This is a genomic window from Tateyamaria sp. syn59, from assembly GCF_007995245.1.
GTDB lineage: Bacteria > Pseudomonadota > Alphaproteobacteria > Rhodobacterales > Rhodobacteraceae > Tateyamaria.
On the sequence record NZ_VCBA01000005.1, the window covers coordinates 69696 to 87328 of the forward strand.

Annotated in this window: 17 protein-coding genes and 1 riboswitch; of the genes, 3 read left to right on the forward strand and 14 right to left on the reverse strand. The window is 62.5% G+C overall.

Annotated elements, in window-relative coordinates:
- Positions 1-99: 99 nt before the first annotated feature.
- The 12 genes from FD715_RS10925 to FD715_RS10980 all read right to left on the reverse strand — a co-directional run bounded on the left by FD715_RS10925 (position 100) and on the right by FD715_RS10980 (position 12945).
- A complete protein-coding gene (locus FD715_RS10925; protein ID WP_147109502.1) occupies positions 100-1041 on the reverse strand; it encodes an ABC transporter permease in 942 nt (313 codons plus the stop codon).
- Positions 1038-2081, reverse strand: coding sequence for an ABC transporter permease (locus FD715_RS10930; protein ID WP_147109504.1), 1044 nt, complete (start codon positions 2079-2081; stop codon positions 1038-1040). The genes FD715_RS10925 and FD715_RS10930 overlap by 4 nt, the downstream gene beginning before the upstream one ends.
- Entirely contained in the window at positions 2071-3591 is a 1521-nt protein-coding gene (locus FD715_RS10935; RefSeq protein WP_147109506.1) for an ABC transporter ATP-binding protein, read from the reverse strand. Before FD715_RS10935 ends, FD715_RS10930 begins: the two co-directional genes overlap by 11 nt.
- Positions 3588-4946 (reverse strand): amidase, encoded by a 1359-nt coding sequence (locus FD715_RS10940; RefSeq protein WP_147109508.1) that lies wholly within the window; start codon positions 4944-4946, stop codon positions 3588-3590. The genes FD715_RS10935 and FD715_RS10940 overlap by 4 nt, the downstream gene beginning before the upstream one ends.
- A gap of 13 nt (positions 4947-4959) precedes the next feature.
- On the reverse strand, positions 4960-5943 hold the full coding sequence (locus FD715_RS10945) for a BMP family protein (protein WP_147109510.1): 984 nt from the start codon (positions 5941-5943) through the stop codon (positions 4960-4962).
- A gap of 31 nt (positions 5944-5974) precedes the next feature.
- A complete protein-coding gene (locus FD715_RS10950; protein ID WP_223274856.1) occupies positions 5975-7276 on the reverse strand; it encodes an amidohydrolase family protein in 1302 nt (433 codons plus the stop codon).
- A gap of 168 nt (positions 7277-7444) precedes the next feature.
- Entirely contained in the window at positions 7445-7855 is a 411-nt protein-coding gene (locus tag FD715_RS10955) for a hypothetical protein (RefSeq protein WP_147109515.1), read from the reverse strand.
- A 4-nt stretch (positions 7856-7859) separates the two neighbouring features.
- Positions 7860-9125 carry an agmatinase family protein gene (locus FD715_RS10960; RefSeq protein ID WP_147109517.1) on the reverse strand — a complete coding sequence of 422 codons (1266 nt, stop codon included), beginning with the start codon at positions 9123-9125 and terminating at the stop codon, positions 7860-7862.
- Positions 9100-9879 carry an ABC transporter ATP-binding protein gene (locus tag FD715_RS10965; RefSeq protein WP_223274834.1) on the reverse strand — a complete coding sequence of 260 codons (780 nt, stop codon included), beginning with the start codon at positions 9877-9879 and terminating at the stop codon, positions 9100-9102. Before FD715_RS10965 ends, FD715_RS10960 begins: the two co-directional genes overlap by 26 nt.
- Positions 9876-10685: an ABC transporter permease gene (locus FD715_RS10970; RefSeq protein ID WP_147109519.1), complete on the reverse strand. Its 810-nt coding sequence runs from the start codon at positions 10683-10685 to the stop codon at positions 9876-9878. Before FD715_RS10970 ends, FD715_RS10965 begins: the two co-directional genes overlap by 4 nt.
- Before the next feature lie 42 nt (positions 10686-10727).
- Entirely contained in the window at positions 10728-11777 is a 1050-nt protein-coding gene (locus FD715_RS10975) for a putative urea ABC transporter substrate-binding protein (RefSeq protein WP_147109521.1), read from the reverse strand.
- A 72-nt stretch (positions 11778-11849) separates the two neighbouring features.
- Positions 11850-11959: riboswitch (guanidine-I (ykkC/yxkD leader) on the reverse strand.
- 299 nt (positions 11960-12258) lie between these two features.
- A complete protein-coding gene (locus FD715_RS10980; RefSeq protein ID WP_147109523.1) occupies positions 12259-12945 on the reverse strand; it encodes a response regulator transcription factor in 687 nt (228 codons plus the stop codon).
- Positions 12946-13107: 162 nt separating this feature from the next.
- Here FD715_RS10980 and ribA point away from each other — a divergent pair, with 162 nt between their 5' ends.
- On the forward strand, positions 13108-14196 hold the full coding sequence (gene ribA, locus FD715_RS10985) for a GTP cyclohydrolase II (RefSeq protein WP_147109525.1): 1089 nt from the start codon (positions 13108-13110) through the stop codon (positions 14194-14196).
- Entirely contained in the window at positions 14193-14708 is a 516-nt protein-coding gene (locus FD715_RS10990) for a L,D-transpeptidase (protein WP_147109527.1), read from the forward strand. The genes ribA and FD715_RS10990 overlap by 4 nt, the downstream gene beginning before the upstream one ends.
- A 46-nt stretch (positions 14709-14754) precedes the next feature.
- Here FD715_RS10990 and FD715_RS10995 read toward each other — a convergent pair whose 3' ends face one another.
- Both FD715_RS10995 and FD715_RS11000 read right to left on the reverse strand, forming a co-directional pair.
- Positions 14755-15408, reverse strand: coding sequence for a YggS family pyridoxal phosphate-dependent enzyme (locus FD715_RS10995; protein WP_147109529.1), 654 nt, complete (start codon positions 15406-15408; stop codon positions 14755-14757).
- A gap of 120 nt (positions 15409-15528) precedes the next feature.
- Complete coding sequence (locus FD715_RS11000) at positions 15529-16494, reverse strand: porin (RefSeq protein ID WP_147109531.1); 966 nt, start codon at positions 16492-16494, stop codon at positions 15529-15531.
- Between the two features lie 252 nt (positions 16495-16746).
- Between FD715_RS11000 and FD715_RS11005 the strand changes: the two genes are divergently transcribed.
- The gene (locus FD715_RS11005; RefSeq protein WP_147109533.1) at positions 16747-17235 is read left to right on the forward strand and encodes a DUF3576 domain-containing protein; all 489 of its coding nucleotides are present in this window, start codon (positions 16747-16749) and stop codon (positions 17233-17235) included.
- The last annotated feature ends 398 nt before the right edge of the window (positions 17236-17633 follow it).

Genomic DNA, 17633 nt, shown 5'->3' on the forward strand with positions numbered 1-17633 from the left:
TATGCAGATTTTAACCGGTGCGGGGACAGACTGACACGCGAAGGGAGGCGGTCGGTTTCCAAGGGCAGTTTTCGCGCCCGGTGAAACGCCTTCAGACCCTTAGCGTTCACCCCTACGGTACGGCACCATGAGCGCGTCCGGCACGCGGGCGCGACGGGCGACAAGTATCAGTGCCCCGATGGACAGAACGTAGGGCGCCATCAGGAACAGCTGATAGGGCACATCCTCCACCACGGTTTGAAGACGCAACTGATAGGCGTCGAAAAAGGCAAATAAAAGCGCGCCCAGCAGCGCCTTGCCAGGACGCCACGAGGCAAAGACCACGAGCGCGATACAGATCCACCCCCTGCCCTGCACCATCTCGGGAAAGAAGCTGTTGAAGGCCGCGGTGGTCAGGAACGTACCGCCCACGGCCATCAGCGCGGATCCCGCCACGACGGACCAGATGCGGATACGGATCGGGTTGAGCCCTTGCGCCTCGACCGCGTGGGGATTTTCGCCGGTCATGCGGATCGCCAGGCCCAGCGGCGTGCGCGCCAGCGTATAGGCCATGACGACGACGGCGAGCAGCGCCAGATAGGTCGGGAGGGTCTGTGAAAACAGGATCGGACCCAGAACCGGCACCTGTGAAAGGATCGGAATGCTGAGCGGGGCAAAAGGTTCGATGGTTGGCGGCAGATCTCCTACCACCACGATCAGGCGGTAGAGGTAGTAGGACAGCGCCGACGCAAAAAGCGTGATGCCCAGCCCCGACACATGCTGCGACAGGCCAAGCGGCACAGTGAGCATGGCGTGCAAGAGGCCCATCACGCTGCCGCTGAGTGCGGCAACCAATAGACCAGCCCACAGATCACCCCCCAGATAGACCGTCAGCCAGCCCGTCATGGCACCCATTGTCATGATCCCCTCGATCCCGAGGTTCAGAACACCCGACCGCTCGCACAGCAGCGCGCCAAGCACGCCGAAGATGAGCGGCGTGGCGATCCGCAAGACCGCCGCCCAGAGGCTGGTGTTCAGGAGCAGGTCCAGGGCTTCGGTCATCGGCGTACCCGGTATGTCGTGACCATAAGGGCCACCAGCATGGTCAGAAGGCACATCGCAACGATGACATCCGCAATAAAGCTGGGCACACCCGTCGCGCGGCTCATCGCGTCGGCACCGACAAAGACCGTGGCGACAAAGATCGCGGCGGCCACCACGCCCGCAGGATGCAGCGCCGCCAGCATGGCCACGACGATGCCTGCGTAACCAAAGCCGGGTGACATTGTGGTGGTGACGGCGGCGGTGACGCCCAGAACCTCGACCGCGCCTGCGAGCCCGGCAAGCGCACCGGACAGCAGCGCCACGCCCATCAAGGTACGCGGCAGTGAAATGCCGGCGAAGGTTGCGGCCTGTGCGTTCAGACCGGCAGCCCGCGTTTCCGCGCCGAAGACGGTGCGCGCGAGGATCACCCAGACAATCGTGGCAGCCGCCAGTGCAAACAAGAACCCGATGTGAAGCCGCGTGCGGGGCACAAGGTCCGGCAGTCGGAAATCGCCGTCGACCGGGACCGAGGACGGCCAGCCGAAGGCCATCGGATCGCGGAGCGGGCCCTCGACCATCATACCGACGAAGAGGATCACGATGAAGTTCAACAAAAGCGTCGTTACGACCTCATCCACGCTGAAGCGCAAGCGGAAATAGGCGGGCACGGCCAGCAACAGCGCTCCAGCGGCCATTCCTGCCGCCATCAGGATGGGGATGCCAATGGGCCCCGGCACGGCGAGCGCGTGCCCGATCCAGGCTGTGACCAGTGCGCCGATGAAAAACTGCCCCTCGCCGCCAATGTTCCACAGACGCGCGCGGAAGGCGACGGCGGCGGCGAGGCCCGTCAGGATCAGAGGCGTAGCGCGGGTCAGCATCTCGGTCACAGACCGGCGCGAGCCGAGCGCGCCTGTCAGCATCTCGACATAGGCGCTGAGCGGGTTGACGCCCGCCGCGGCGATCAGCCCCCCGGCGAGACACAGCGCAACCGCCACGGCGGCGAGCGGCGCGGTGAGGGCAAGGTGCAGCGGCACATGGGCGCGCCGTTCAAGCCGCATCGGCGTCCTCCTCCCAGACGCCAGCCATCATCAGGCCGAGCTTGCGCGCATCAGCGTCTTCGGCGGCCACGGGGTCTGACAACCGCCCCTTTACGATGGCCTGGATGCGGTCGGACAGGGCGACCGCCTCTTCCAGTTCTTCGGAAATCAGCAGGATGGCCGCCCCCTTGGCGCGGGCATCGAGCAGTTCGGCATGGACGGCGGCAATGGCGCCTTCGTCGAGGCCGCGTGTCGGTTGATTGGCGAGCACGAATTTTGGCCCGGTCGACAGGCAGCGGCCGAGGATCAGCTTTTGCATGTTGCCCCCGGACAGCAGGCGAGTGCGCGTGTCGGGTGTGGCCCCGCGGATGTCGAAGCGTTCGATCAGGTCAGCGGTGTAGGATTTGCACGTGGCTTTGCGCACAAAGCCGTGGCTGGAGAAGGCCGGGGTGCGCAGCCGTTCCAGCACGGCGTTTTCCCAGACGGCCAGTTCTCCAACCGCCCCTTCGGCGTGCCGATCCTCGGGCACGCGGGCTGCGCCTGCGCGGATCATACCGCGCGGGCCCAGCGGGGTGAGGTCCTGCCCGGCGAGCGTCAGGCTGCCGGATGTCGGCGTGACCAGTCCTGAGAGCAGCGCGCCGAGTGCCGCTTGTCCGTTGCCCGACACGCCGACGATGCCCAGCACCTCGCCCTCGCGCACGGTGAAGGATACTTCGTCGAGATGGGTTTCACCCTTGTCTTCGACCCGTACCTTGTTTGCGATCACGACGGGGCTGCCGATCTGGTGGTCCTGACGGGTGGGCCGCGCAACCTTGCGCCCGACCATCAGTTCGGCGAGTTCGTCTGGGGTTGTGCGAGATGTTTCGCGTTCCGCCACCAATTGCCCTGCCCGCAGGACCGCCACCCGGTCGGAGGCGGCCATGACCTCGTGCAGCTTGTGGCTGATGAAGATCAGCGACAGTCCTTCGCGCGTCATCTCACGCAGGGTTTCGAACAGACGCTGCGCTTCGGGTCGGGCGAGGACGGCGGTGGGCTCGTCGAGGATCAGGATGCGGGCATCGCGGTAGAGCGCCTTGAGGATTTCGACCCGCTGGCGTTCGCCAACAGAAAGCTGGTTGACCCGCGCGTCGGGCGATACGGGCAAGCCGAAGCGTTCCGCGATCTGCAGCAGTTTTTGCCGGGCAGCGGCGCGGGCCGAGCGCAGGGAGAGCAGGCTTTCGGAGCCGAGCATGACGTTGTCGAGCACCGTGAGGTTGCCTGCCAGTGTGAAATGCTGGTGGACCATTCCGACGCCAGCGTCGATGGCTGCGCGCGGTTGGCCTGGGGGCAGGTCCTGTCCAAAGACGCGCACGGTGCCCTGATCGGCGGCGTAGTGGCCGAAGAGGATGTTCATCAGCGTCGTCTTGCCCGCGCCGTTTTCACCCAGAAGGGCGAGGATTTCGCCCTGGGCGAGGGACAGGGTGACGTTGTCATTGGCGGTGAGAGCGCCGAAGCGCTTGGTGATGCCATTGAGTTCGAGTGCGGGGGTCATGTGGGCAGGCCCGCAATGGGATGGGGGTAGGCGAGCTTTGGGGCGCGTTGTTCGATCTGTGCTGCGAGATGGCAGAGCGTTCGGTCGCTTCCGCGTGGACCCAAGAGTTGCACGCCGACGGGGAGGTCGCCTTGCATCCCGAAGGGCAGGGCCAGTGCGGGCAGGCCTGCGACGTTGGCAAGGGCGGCGTTCGGGGCGAACGCCTCCATCTTGGCAAAGTGGGCGTCGGTGTCGGTGTGGCCCAGGTCAAAGGCGCCGACTGTTGGGGGCGTCGTGGACAGGACCGGGCAGAGCACGGCGTCAACGGTGGCGAAGAGAGTGGCAGCGTCGTTTGTTATCCGCGCCATGTTGCGGGTCACGCCGAAGAGGTCGGTGGCGGACATGGCGCGGCCTTCGGCTGCAACAGCGGCGATGAGGGGTGGGACTTCGTCGTCAGGTATTTTGAGTGCCGTGAGCCAGTCGGCGAGGGACACCGACAAGACGGTTCGTGCGATGGCGTGGGCTTGCGCGCCCATGTCGTCGGGGGCGGGGATCTCCTCAACCTCGTATCCGGCGTCGGTCAGGGCGGATGCGGCAGAGCGTGCGGCCGCGATCTGTGCGGCGTCGCAGCGGGCGGGAAGGGCCAGGGCGATGCGGTTGCGGGCCTTGTGCGCGAGGGTTGCCACAGGGCTTTGGACCGCGTCAAAGATCGCGACCACGTCTCGGACGGAGCGCGCGAGGACCAGTTCAGATACGATGCCCATCAGATGATTGTTGTATTCGGGGCCCGCGACGACCGCGCCCCGCGAAGGCTTCAGACCGACCAAGCCGCAACAGGCGGCTGGAACGCGGATCGACCCTGCGGCGTCGGTTGCATGTGCGAGGGCCACGATCCCGGCGGCGACGGCCGCTGCCGCGCCGCCAGAGGATCCGCCCGGTGACAGCGACGTGTTCCACGGGTTGCGTGCGGGCGGCAACCCTTCAGGCGCGCTATCGAGAGCCAAACCGAATGGCGGCACGGCAGTCAGGCCAAACGGCAGAAGGCCAGCGCCGCGAAACGCGGAGAACAGATTGCTGTCAGCCGCCGGTCGCACAGGGCGGGCCCGAAGGGCTGCAGCGCCTGCCGCGATGGGCCATCCCACGGCCTCTGACCCCAAGTCTTTGCCTAAAAATGGCACCCCGTGGAACGGGCCACGACGCGCTGTAAGCCCGGCGTCGACCTCAACTGCGCCCGCACGCCCGCCTTCTGCGTCCAGAAAAACCACAGCACCCAGGTCCGCGTGCGTTTCACATGCGGCCAGGCTCGCCTCCATCACGTCGCGGGCATTGGTGCGCCCGTCGGCGATGGCGGCCGCAAGTGCTGTGGCATCAGGCATGGATCACCCTTTGTCAGGCGGGTTCATCATTGTCGATGGGCACGTCCCACTCGCCTGCAGTGATGGCGGCTTGCTTGGCCTCCATCGCCGGGATGGCATCGGCGGGCACCTCATCGGCGACATAGATCAACTCATTCCCGCCGTAGGCCATGAACGAATACTCGGTGTAATCACGTCCGACTGGATTGCCTGCCTGAATATCGGCCACGATGGCTTCGATGGTCGGGCCATAGTTCCAAATCGCGTTGGCAAAGACGGTGCCCGGATAACGCGGCGTATAGTCGATGAGCGAGCCAATGGCCTTGATCCCGCGTTCCTGCGCGGCATCGGCGGTGCCGATCCGTTCCCCAAAAAGGATGTCGGCCCCGGCGTCGATCTGCGCCATGGCCGCCTCTTTCGCGCGGGCGGGGTCGAACCAGGCACCGATAAAGCCGTTGAGGAAGGTCGCGTCGGGGTTCACTTCGGTCACGCCCATGCGGAAGGCGTTGATGAGCAGGTTGACCTCGGGGATCGGATAGCCGCCGACAGAGCCAAAGACGTTACTTTCAGACATCTTGCCCGCCAGCATCCCGGCGAGATAAGCGGCCTCGTGGTTGCGGGTGCCGAAGACGCCGAAATTGTCGCCCTCCGGCCCGCCGGAAGAGCCCATCAGGAAGGCCGTGTCGGGAAAGTCTGCAGCCACTTCGCGCGCCTCCCGCTCCACCGCATAGGCTTCGCCCCAGACCAGTTGCGCACGGCCTTCGGCATATTCCGCTATGGCGCGGGGATAGTCAGTGGGCGCGACCCCTTCGGAGAACTCGTATTCGATCTGGCCGGCGGCGGCCGCCTCTTGCAAGGCCAGGTGAATCCGGCTGTTCCATGCGTTTTCGACGGGCGACATGTGGACGCCCGCGACGCGGGTGACGCCCTGCGCATGCGTACGGCGGATATAAGACGGCAGCGCCAGTGTGGCAGCGGCCCCGACAAGAAGCTGGCGACGGCTTGGTGTGAGTTTCATTGGAAAAATCCTCTCTCGTGCTGGCAGAAATTCAAATGTCTTTTTCGTCCATCGCCGGGGCGTAGTCGGCGGGGTCAATCGCGGTCGGGCGACCGGGCAGGTCAAGGGTAGCAACGCGCGGCGCGGTGCGCGCCAGAACCTTGCCGTGTTTGATCACTGCCAGCCGGGTTGCTTTTAGCCTGACGGCTTCGATTGGGTCACTCGCTTGCAGCACTACCATGTTGGCGGGCCCGCCCTCGCGCAGCGTAGGATCCGGTAGGCCCATTGCACGGGCGCCGTTTTGCGTGACCGAGGTAAAGGCCCATTCCATAGCCTCGCGTGACGTCATTGGCACGGCGTGCACGCCCATATGCGCAACCTCGAGCATGTCGGCAGACCCGAGCGAGTACCACGGGTCCATGGTGCAATCCTGCCCGAAGGCCACGTTGACGCCCGCCGCGCGCAATTCCGGCACACGGGTCAGACCACGGCGCCGCGGATAGGTGTCGGACCGGCCCTGCAGCGTGATGTTGATCAGCGGATTCGGGATAACGTTCATGCCGCTTTCGGCAATCAGCGGGATCAGCTTGCTGGCATAGTAATTGTCGTAGGAGTGCATCGCGGTGACGTGGCTGGCCGACACGCGCCCTCCGAGACCGAGGCGTGTTGTTTCGGCCGCAAGCGTTTCGACATGGCGCGACATTGGGTCATCGCTTTCGTCGCAATGCAGATCGAGCATCAGGTCACGATCAGCCGCAATCTCGCACAGGCGAGTGACGGACCGCGCGCCATCCGCCCTCGTACGTTCAAAATGCGGGATGCCACCTACAACATCCACGCCCATGTCCAGCGCCCGCAGCAGGTTCTGCTCCGCCGTAGCCGAGCGGTAGAGCCCGTCCTGTGGGAAGGCAACCAGCTGCAAGTCGATATAGGGTGCAACACGCTTGCGCACTTCGATCAGCGCCTCGACGGCCGTAAGTTTGTCGTCGCAAACATCCACATGCGTACGGATCGACAGCAACCCCTGCGCCACCGCCAGATCGCAGTAGCGCAAGGCGCGTTCCATGACCGCCTCGACCGTAAGCATCGGCTTCAACTCACCCCAGAGCGCGATGCCTTCGAGCAAGGTGCCCGACAAGTTCAGCCGGGGAAGGCCGAGGCTGAGCGTCGCATCCATATGGAAATGCGGATCGGTAAAGGGGGGCGCCACCAGCCGCCCGTCCGCATCAATGATGTCCTGCGCTTCGGCGTCGACCTGAGGGGCGATCGTCGCGATCTTGTCCCCTTTGATGCCGATATCGTGCTGCCCGCTGCGATCCGGCAAGCGGGCATTTTTTATGATTAAGTCCAGAATCCCCCGACTCCTTCTTTTGATCATACGGTAAATAAAATTGCCGCGAGCGCCTAAGGATTTCGAAGAAAACGCTCAGCAAATGCGCTGAGGACCAGTTTTTAGGCAGATCAGGCGCGGCCCCGGTCGGCGCCGCACGGACAGATGCAACTCTTGGTTGGTTTCCGAACGCTACTGAGCTTTTTCCGCCAGAAACTGCCTCAGATCCAATTCCTCGCGCCGTAGTGCAGACACATAGACAAAGGCCATGTTGATCCGTTCGGAGATCATATCGCCGGGAAACGGGAGGTAGCTGAGCTCTCGAGAGCCGAAGGAAGGGGACGCCGTGCCGACCTGCCATTCTGACGTGACGGAGACGTCCACGAGTTTCAGCGCCGGGCCACCCTCGGTGCAGGGGATTTCGAGGGGGATGTTTGCGATATTGAGGTAGGCGGCCTTGTCCTTGGCGTCACGGAAGCCGTCGATGAATTGGGTGCAAAGCACCTGCAGGTCAGCCGCCTCATCCTCGGGCTTGAGGTGCGAATGCAGGTGGTCTGCGGCGTAGTTGTGGCCGATATGGCCGTTGACGATGTCATGTGGCATGGCGTCAACCTTTCTTGTGCGGTGTGGACCAGCGGGCGCCGTCGCGGTCCGCATCGTAGTCGCCCATGGGCAGGCTCACCGGCTTGTCGATGTGCTTGCGATGGTCGCCCATCTTGCCTGAAGACACGAGCGAGCCCAGCACATCCACGATCACGCGGGTGCCCATCAGGGCGGTGATTTCGGACTGGTCATAGGGCGGCGACACCTCGACCAGTTCCATGCCGCAGATACCTTCGGCCGCGACTTTGGAGGCGAGCGCCAGCGCCTCGCGCGGCAGGAAGCCGCCCGGTTCGGGCCAGCCGGTGCCAGGGACAAAGCCGCAATCAATGCTGTCGATATCAAAGGACATATACACCATGTCCACCCCGTCCCAGGCCATCTCGAGTGCCATCTCGGCCGTCTTGTCGACGCCCATCTTTTCCATGTCGCCCATGGTGATGATGTTGGTTTCACGCTCGCGCGCGACCTTCACCGCCTCGCGCGGGACCTGCCAGCCGCCGATGCCAACCTGCACGAGGTTCTTGGCGGGCACGTTCGGAAGGTTGGTGGAGTGGAACCACGGGGTCGTGTGCATCCGTTCGTCCAGATCCTTTTCCTGAATGTCGGCGTGCCGGTCGAAGTGGACGATGCCGATTTTCTTGGACGTACATTCGGCGATGCCGCGCACGCAAGGAAAGCCGATGGAGTGGTCGCCGCCGATGATGATGGGCAGTGATCCGGACGAGAACACGTGGCTGACGGCGCGGCTGATCTGGTCGAACGTCTTTTCGATGTTGCCAGGGATGGTAAAGATGTCGCCCGCATCGCAGAGCGACATCTGTTCGCGCAGGTCGATCCCCATTTCGTAGTTGTAGGGCGTGTAGAGCGCGCTGATCTTGCGGACGCCTTGCGGCCCGAACCGCGTGCCGGGGCGGTAGGTTGTCCCGCCATCAAAGGGCGCGCCGAGGACGCAGGCGTCGTAGTTGCCGACCTCGGTCACATCCTCGGTGTAGGGCGCTTTGAGAAAGGTGTTGATGCCGGCGTAGTGGGGCAATTCCCCACGGGCGAAGGTGGGGATGGACCGGTCTTCTATACTGTCGGCGGCGGTCAAACCCATGCGCAGCGCCCATGCCTTTTCCTTGTCCCACTCGCCTTCGGGGATGTCAGCCTCGGCCTGCATCGACTTCCAGCCTTGCAGCTTGGTCAGGTCGGGGTGGTGCGCGCGGCGGTCAGGGATCTGGCGATCATCTGGCCGGTGCAAGCGGCTACGATCCTGCGGGGTCCAGAACATAGGTGTCCTCCTTGAGTATCTGATAGGGTATCCCGCCATCGCGGGCGTCAAAGTCGTAAGTGATGGTGGCGCCATAGGCGTCGGGGAACTGTGGGTCCCACCGCACCTTGTCGAAGGCGAGGACCCGGTCGCCCAGCTTGAACGCCTCGCTCAGGTCGTGGGTGACCATGAAGACGGTCATGTTTGTCTCGGCCCGCAGGTCCTGCAGAAAGTCGTGCATGCGTTCGCGCGTGCCGGGATCGAGCGCACCGAAAGGTTCATCCAAGAGCAGGATGCGGGGTTTAGCGGCAAGCGCCTGCGCGATGGCCAGCCGCTGCTGCATGCCGCCTGACAGGGTTGCGGGATACTGATCAGCAACGTGCGCCAGCCCTATACGTTCAAGCGCGGCGTTGGCGCGGGCGCGGGCAGATTGGCGCCGGGCGCGGGGCAGAATACCGAGCAGATTTGCGCCCAACCCCTCTGCGGCCACCAGATTGTCGCGCACGGTCATGTGCGGAAAGGTCGAATAGCGTTGAAAGACGATACCCCTGCTGCGGTTCGGCTCGCCCTGCAGAGGGATGCCGTCCACCCGGATTTCGCCGCGCGTCGGACGCTCCTGATCCAGAAGCAGGCGCAGGAAGGTGGATTTGCCACAGCCCGATGCACCGACGATGGAGATGAACGCGCCCTCGGCAACCTCAAGCGAGACGTTGTCGAGGATCGGGCGCTTCCCATATTTCTGAGACACGTGTTCGACGGTGACAAAGCCCATCATGCGGCCTCTGCCCAGGGAAAGAGGCGGCGAGACAGTCGCGCGAGGCACCAGTCGAGGACAAAGGCGATTAGGGTGATCCATGCGACGTAGGTCAGGATCACATCCATGGCGAGGTATCGGCGCACGAGGAAGATGCGATAGCCCAGCCCGTCCTCGCTTGCGATGGCTTCGGCGGCGATCAGGAACAGCCAGGCCGGACCAAGGGACAGCCGCACTGCCTGAATGAGGCGCGGCAGGATTTGCGGTAACGCAACCCGCAACGCGATGGCCAGAGACGACGCCCCCAGCGTCTGCGCCTTGATGATCTGTTCTGAGGGCAACTCGGCTGTGCGTGCGGACAGGTCGCGGATCAGGAAAGGCGTGATGCCGATGGTGATCAGGGCAACCTTGGACAGCTCGCCCAACCCAAACACAATGAACAGGATGGGCAGGATCGCCAGGGGCGGCACCATCGAGATCACGGCAACAAAACTGTTCAACCCGGCATGCGCCACGGGCAAAAGCCCGATCAACAACCCGAAGGCCAGCCCCAAGCTGGCCGCCAGGCCGACACCAATGGCCAGACGGCGCAGGCTGGAGGCGGTGTCTTTCCAAAACAGGATCTCGCCCGAGCGCCGGTCGGGTTCAGAGACAAGCCGTGCTGCCGTGTCGACCAATTGCGATGGCGGCGGCAATAGCTTGTCCGCCGGGTTCGCGGCGCGGCGCGCATCCGATCCCATGGCGTAGATGATCATCAGCAGCACAAAAGGCAGAACCGTCAGGAACAGCGCAAAGGGCCGTCCGGGGGTTTTATTGATCCAGCGCATCGGTCGCGTTCCGCACGATCAAGCCGCGCGGAAAGCCTGTGCTCAGAGCGCGCCGTCGGCGGCCATCTGCATGTAAGTCGTGTCATAGCGCATCATGACATTCCCCGCGTCGCCGGTGGTTGTGCCATCTGGGTATTCCACACCCACGAAATCTGCGCTTGGCGCGCCTTCGCCCAAGATGCCCTTGTCGAAGAGGAATTCGGCCACGTTGACCATTGTTGCTTTCAAAGCGTCAGCTTCGGTGAAGGCGACCGCATCGGCAGGGTCATAAAACATCTCGGTCGAGGCAAGCTGCGCTTTGTAGCCCGCAAGGTCGGTGCCCGATGCCTCTGCCATCGCGGTCAGCGCGCCTTCGTTCCCAGCAGCCATCAAGGCCATCAACTCGTACCATGCACCTGTCAGTGCCTTGCCGAAATTCGGGTTGGCGGCCAGCGTTTCGGTGTTCACCCACATGATGTCGATGATCTCTCCGGGGATGTCCGAGCTGTCGTAGACTTTCGTGGCGTCGGGCTGTTCGAGGATGGTCGACACGAGTGGATTCCAGGTCACGACCGCCTCGACATCCGGGATCGAATAGGCGGCAATCATGTCGGCGTCGGATGTGTTGATGACCGAGGCGAGATCCCGTTCCGCCAAGCCAACGCTGTCGAGCCCCCGCGCCAGCAGGTAATGCGAGACGGACAGCTCAACGAGGTTGACTGGTTTGCCCGCAAGATCGGCCAGACCGCCCTCGCCCTTGAGGATGATCGCGTCGTTGCCGTTGGAATAGTCGCCGACGATCAGTGCAGTCGTGTCCACGCCGCCCCCGGACGAGATGGACAGCGTGTCCATGTTGGTGGCTGTCACACCGTCAAATTCGCCCGCCGTGTATTGAATGATGGATTCGACGTAATCGTTAATTTGCACAATCTCGACGTCGATCTCGTACTTGTCAGCCCATTTGTCCATGATCCCGCTGTCTTCGAGATAGCCCCACGGCATCCAGCCTACGTAGATCGACCACGCCACCTTGAATTCGGTTTTTTCCTGCGCGGCGGCGCCGAATGTCGTGAGTGTCAGTGCCAGAGCGGCCAAAACAGTTGAACGGATCATATCATCCTCCAGGTCCAATCAAAACATACGACCGAAGGTTATAGTGAGAGACGCGGCCGAACCGTCGCAGTGCTCTCCCGGGATTTTGCCCCGCCGTGTACCGTCCGGAATTTGCCGGACCGGCGGCACCTCTCGGACCAGCCCTGTCGTGGATGACAAGCGGAACCCTAGGTACCCTGCGCGTGTGACGGTACGTGGTGGATTAGGTGCGCACCAAAATCGGATTGACCGGATCGGGTTTTGTCGGGAAATACGCACAGTTTTGCAGCGGTTTTTGGGCGATATGCGCGACTATTGGGCAGTCAGCAGTTGACCAAGTGCCTTTGAGGCTAGAACGCGAGCAAAAAAAACCCGGGCACTCAGGCCCGGGCAAGTCCAACAGGGAGGTGCATGTTTCGCCGCGAGGCGGCCCCGACATGCGCGGGCTTCGTGCAGTTAACATGCGTCTTAGCGAAAGGTTCCGCTTTGACCCACGTCAATGTCAGGCCATGAGACGATATCCGCCGCTTTCGGTCACAAGAAGGCGCGCATTTGACGGATCCGGTTCGATTTTCTGGCGCAAACGATAGATATGCGTTTCCAGCGTGTGGGTCGTGACACCTGCGTTGTAGCCCCAGACCTCGTGCAACAGCACGTCGCGGGCCACCACGCCTTCGGTCGAGCGGTAGAGGAATTTGAGGATGTTCGTCTCTTTCTCGGTCAGGCGAATCTTGCGGTCATCCTCGGTCACCAGCATCTTGACGCTCGGCTTGAAGGTGTAGGGCCCGAGGGTGAAAACGGCGTCCTCGGACTGTTCATGCTGGCGCAATTGGGCGCGAATGCGGGCCAGCAGAACCGGGAACTTGAACGGCTTGGACACGTAGTCGTTGGCACCAGCATCGAGGCCGAGGATCGTGTCGGCGTCCGTATCGTGGCCTGTGAGCATCACGATGGGCGACTTGACCCCCTGCTTGCGCATCACGCGGCACAGTTCACGCCCGTCGGTATCCGGCAGGCCCACGTCGAGGATCACGAGGTCGTAGATCGCCTCCTTGGCCTTGACCAGAGCGTCCTGGCCGTTGCCCGCCTCGAACACGTCGAAATCTTCGGTCATGACAAGCTGTTCGCTCAACGCTTCGCGCAGGTCCTCATCATCATCGACCAGAAGGATTTTCTTCAATTGTGCCATGGGTCTCGTCTCCCTTGATGTTGGAGGATAGATGCGGTCGCGCAGGGGTTTCAGCAAGTTGTGGGCCAAATGTTTCACGCCCATGTGTCAGCGAGCGGCCAAATGTTTCAATTCCGGCGCGATTTGCTTATGTCGAGCGGGACGAAGGCGAGGATTTGTTACATGGGTCTGGGCCCGGATATCGTGGAGATGCTGGCGCGGGCGCGCGCCGATCTGCGCATGGGCGTGCCCATTGTGGTTCTGGGCGAGGTGTCTGTGCTTGCCGTTGCGGTCGAGGCGATGTCGCCCGACAGGCTCGTGGCGTTTCGGGCTCTGGGCGCACCACTGGAAATGGCCCTGACCGGCTGGCGCGCTGAAACGCTAAAGGCGCGGGTCTATGATGGCGACGTGGCAAGAATTGCGGTCCCGGAGGCGGCCGCGTTGGGCTGGTTGCAATCGCTGGCAGACCCTGCAGACGATCTAGCGACCCCAATGAAAGGGCCCCTGCGGTCGCTTCGCGATGGCGATGCGGCCGCGCATCGAATTGCGATCCAGCTGTGCAAAGCCGCGCGCCTGCTGCCCGCCGCCCTGTGTGCGCAGGTTCAGGACGGTTTGAAATTCGCTGTGTCCCATAGCTTGACCGCGATTCCGCTAGCATTGGCGGAACCATTGATGGCCAAGTCCAGCCTGCTGCATCCCGTTGTGCAGGCGCGTCTACCGGTGGAAGCCTCGGAGGCGGGGCGGCTGCATGTCTTCCGCCCAGAGGATGGGGGCGAAGAGCATTACGCATTCGAGATCGGGCGCCCGGATCGCAGCAAACCCGTCCTGGCCCGTCTGCATTCTGCCTGCTTCACCGGCGATGTTATGGGCAGTCTGAAATGCGATTGCGGGCCGCAGCTGCGCGGTGCCCTTGCGCAGATGGGGACGGAAGGGGCGGGCGTGCTCCTTTATATGAACCAGGAAGGGCGCGGGATTGGCCTGGCCAACAAGATGCGCGCCTATGCCTTGCAGGACCAGGGATTTGACACCGTTGATGCCAATCACCGGCTTGGGTTCGAAGATGACGAGCGTGATTTTCGGCTGGGGTCGGATATTCTGAAATCCATGGGATTTTCGTCAGTGCGCCTTTTGACCAACAACCCTGCCAAAGTGGCGATGATGGAGACCAGCGGGATCGCAGTGACTGAGCGCGTGCCTCTGAAAGTGGGCGAAAACCGGTTCAACCGGGACTACCTGGCGACCAAGGCCGCGAAGTCAGGACATCTGCTGTGACACCGTTGGATATGGTGGTCACGCGGCGCGGGCTCCGTTTTGGTGGCCGCATCTTTCCCTGCACCGTTGGACGGGGCGGCATCACAAGTAGAAAGCGTGAGGGGGATGGGGCAACGCCCTGCGGCACGCATAGGCTGGTTGGGATGCTGTACCGGCCTGACCGCATGGCAGCACCAGCGGACTGGGCGGTGCCGATCCGGCCCGGCGATCTGTGGTCAGATGATGTGGAAGATGAAGACTACAATCATATGGCCCGCGCCCCATATGCCCCCAGCCACGAGGTGCTGCGGCGGGCGGATCCGCTATATGATCTGGTGATCTTGACGGACTGGAACTGGCCCTATGCCGTACCGGGACGGGGATCTGCCATTTTTATCCACCGCTGGCGGAGGCCCGGCTATTCGACAGAGGGCTGTATCGGGCTGCGCCCCGATCATCTCGCTTGGATCGCGCCACGCATTCGGTTCGAGACGCGGTTGATCGTCTTGGGCAACGCCAGCCGGAAAGATTAACGGCACAAGCCGTTTTGACGCTTGGCATCCTAGGTCTGTCCCAGCACTAACCCGTTACTCTGTCGCCAAAGATGGCTGAGCCCACGCGCACATGCGTGGCGCCAAGCGCAATGGCCCTTTCAAAATCACCGCTCATACCCATGGAGAGACCCGTCAGACCGTTGCGTTCGGCGATCTTGGCCAACAGGGCGAAGTGCAATGACGGCTCTTCATCCACCGGCGGGATGCACATGAGGCCCTGGACCGGCAGATCCAGGTCGCGACACTCGGCGACGAAAGCATCCGCCTCTGTTGGCAGCACGCCTGCCTTCTGCGGCTCCTCGCCGGTGTTGATCTGAAGAAAGATGTCAGGGCAGGTCCCAAGCTCTTGCGCAAGGCGGGCGATGGCGTTGGCCAGTTTGGGCCGGTCCACGGAATGGATCGCCTGAAACAGCTGCATGGCCTGCCGTGCCTTATTGCTTTGCAGGGGGCCGATCAGATGCACATCAACGGACCCGTATTGCTTGCGCAGGTCCGGCCATTTGCCATCCGCTTCCTGCACGCGGTTTTCACCAAAGAGGCGGTGCCCCTCGTCTAGTACAGCGGTGACACGATCCAGTGGCTGTAATTTGCTGACGGCGATCAAGTGAACGGACGCGGGATCACGACCGGCTGCCTGACACGCAGCGTCAATACGGGTGGTTATGTCTGAAAGGGACATGTTTGACCTCTGGTCTGATGCGCTTGGAAGCACAAACCATGGTCGCCGCTGAAATGCAAAGGGCAGAAATGAAAAGGGGCAGACCAATGGCCTGCCCCAAATCTTCAGATGTTGCTGGACTTAGAAGTCGAAGCGAACACCCAGGTCTGCTTGGGTCAGGTCGGCAGTTGTTTGGCCGATACCACCGCGCAGCACAACGCCGCCGCCCAGGTTGTGGCGGAAGCCGATACCGTAGGCTTCTTCTTGCGTGTCGATGCCGCCGTCTGCGTAGACGAAGCGGATGTCGGTTGCTGCGCCGATGTCGTACTTGGCAGTCAGCGAAAAGCCAACGTCGTCTTGGACGTCCGAGTCGTAAACCAGTGCGTTGAATGCGAACGCGCCGAGTTCACCGCCGAAGCCGATGACATAGAAGTCGTTGTCCGAACCAGGTGCAACGCCATCTTCGGAGCTGCCGTAGGCTGCGCCGATGGAGTAGTTGCCGAAGTTGTAGCCAACACCGATCTGGAACTCGTTACCGCCAGCTGCGTTGTTGGTTGCAACAACGTCGTCGGTGTACGAGATCGACGCTGTCAGGTCGCCTGCGGTGTAACGCAGCTTGACGGTCGGTGCGATGGTGTCGTCATCGCCGCTTGTGCCGAAGCCGGAAGCGGGGATGCCAGCTGCGCCGGTCGAGTTGCCGATGAAGTCTTCAACACCGATTTCGTAGCCGAAGAAGTCCAGAACGTCGCCGGAGTCAACAACGTCGGACACGTGACCGACGTCCAGACGCCATGCGCCGGTCGACACGGCAAAGCCAGCTGCCGAACGCTGGGCGACGTTGGATGCGCCTGCTGCGTTTTCGTCTGTTTGGAAACGGATACGGCCTTCGAACTCAACGCCGTTGTCTGTTGTCGTTGTACCGGTCACGGTGAAACGCAGACGCTGGATGACGCGGGTTTCGTCCGCGCCGGGTGTATTGTTTTCCAGGTAGCCCAGGCCGAAACGGCCGTAACCACCGATGCTAACTTCCTGCGCTTTGGCCATGTCGGCGCTGACGATCAGGCCGGCGGCACCAAGTGCGGTCGTCGCGAAGAGAAATTTTTTCATGATGTTCCCTCGGTTTTCAGTCACACGCCCTAACCGGGGAATCCGGCGAGGGGATGATCGGTGTGTCACTTATTTGACTTTACACCTCAAGCTGTCAGCGCGGCGGCGGTCAAATTCGCATCATGCATGGTGCAGCTTTGCCACAGTGCAATCAGTAGCCTGCGCCATCGGTCCATGCCGTTCGACCTTGCGACGCCACACCGACTTGGATATGAGTGCCAAAGGTTTGAACGGTCGAGCACAAGGCACTCCATGACGAAACCCTATTCCGTGTGGGCAGGCGTACTTCTGCTGTCGATGGCGCTCACGTCATGTGGAGCGACTTTTGTACCGCCAAACCCGGATTCAGACGTGTTTGATGACGGGGAAAGCCAGAAAGAGCGGAATGCTCGGACTGGGACCACGTTGGGTGATGCACTGCGCGCGCGGCGCAATCAGGAGTCCATCGTACGCGTCAACAAATACATCTGGTCGGCATCGCTGCAGGTCCTGGATTTCCTGCCCATTCAATCGGTTGACCCGTTCACGGGCGTGATCGTCACAGGATTTGGCGCGCCGCCCGGCGGCGGCCGCGCCTATCGTGCGACGGTGTTGATTGCCGATCCAGCCCTGGACGCCCGATCGTTGAACGTCGCCCTGCAGACTCGCAACGGCCCGGCCAGCGCCGCAACCGTGCGCGCCATCGAAGACGCGATCCTAACGCGCGCCCGTCAGCTACGGGTGGCCGACAACCGGCTATAGGCCCTTTCCGCGCATCACTTTCCGCTTTATCACACGCGCCGGGCACCACGCCCGGCGTTTGCACATTCAGGACCAGATCAAAGAACCTTACACCCCATACGAAATTGAAGCCTGCTGTCAAACCGCATCGGCGCGGGCCACTGTTTTTACAACCAAGCACAAGTATTGTGTGCTCGAAGTGTTCCCTTATCCTTCGGGCAGCATTCGCATTGCGTAATTACCTAACCAAGCGGTGAGCGACGTCATTGCCCGCTGCAAGATATCGACCGGCCACGACGCGCTGCATCAAAGGTCCTGGACGCCATTGGTGGACATCAGAGGACGTGAGACTTTACCCACATCGCTGCTGACATGCGCCGTGGGATGGAAGTCAGCTTCCACCGGACAGATGGCAGGGC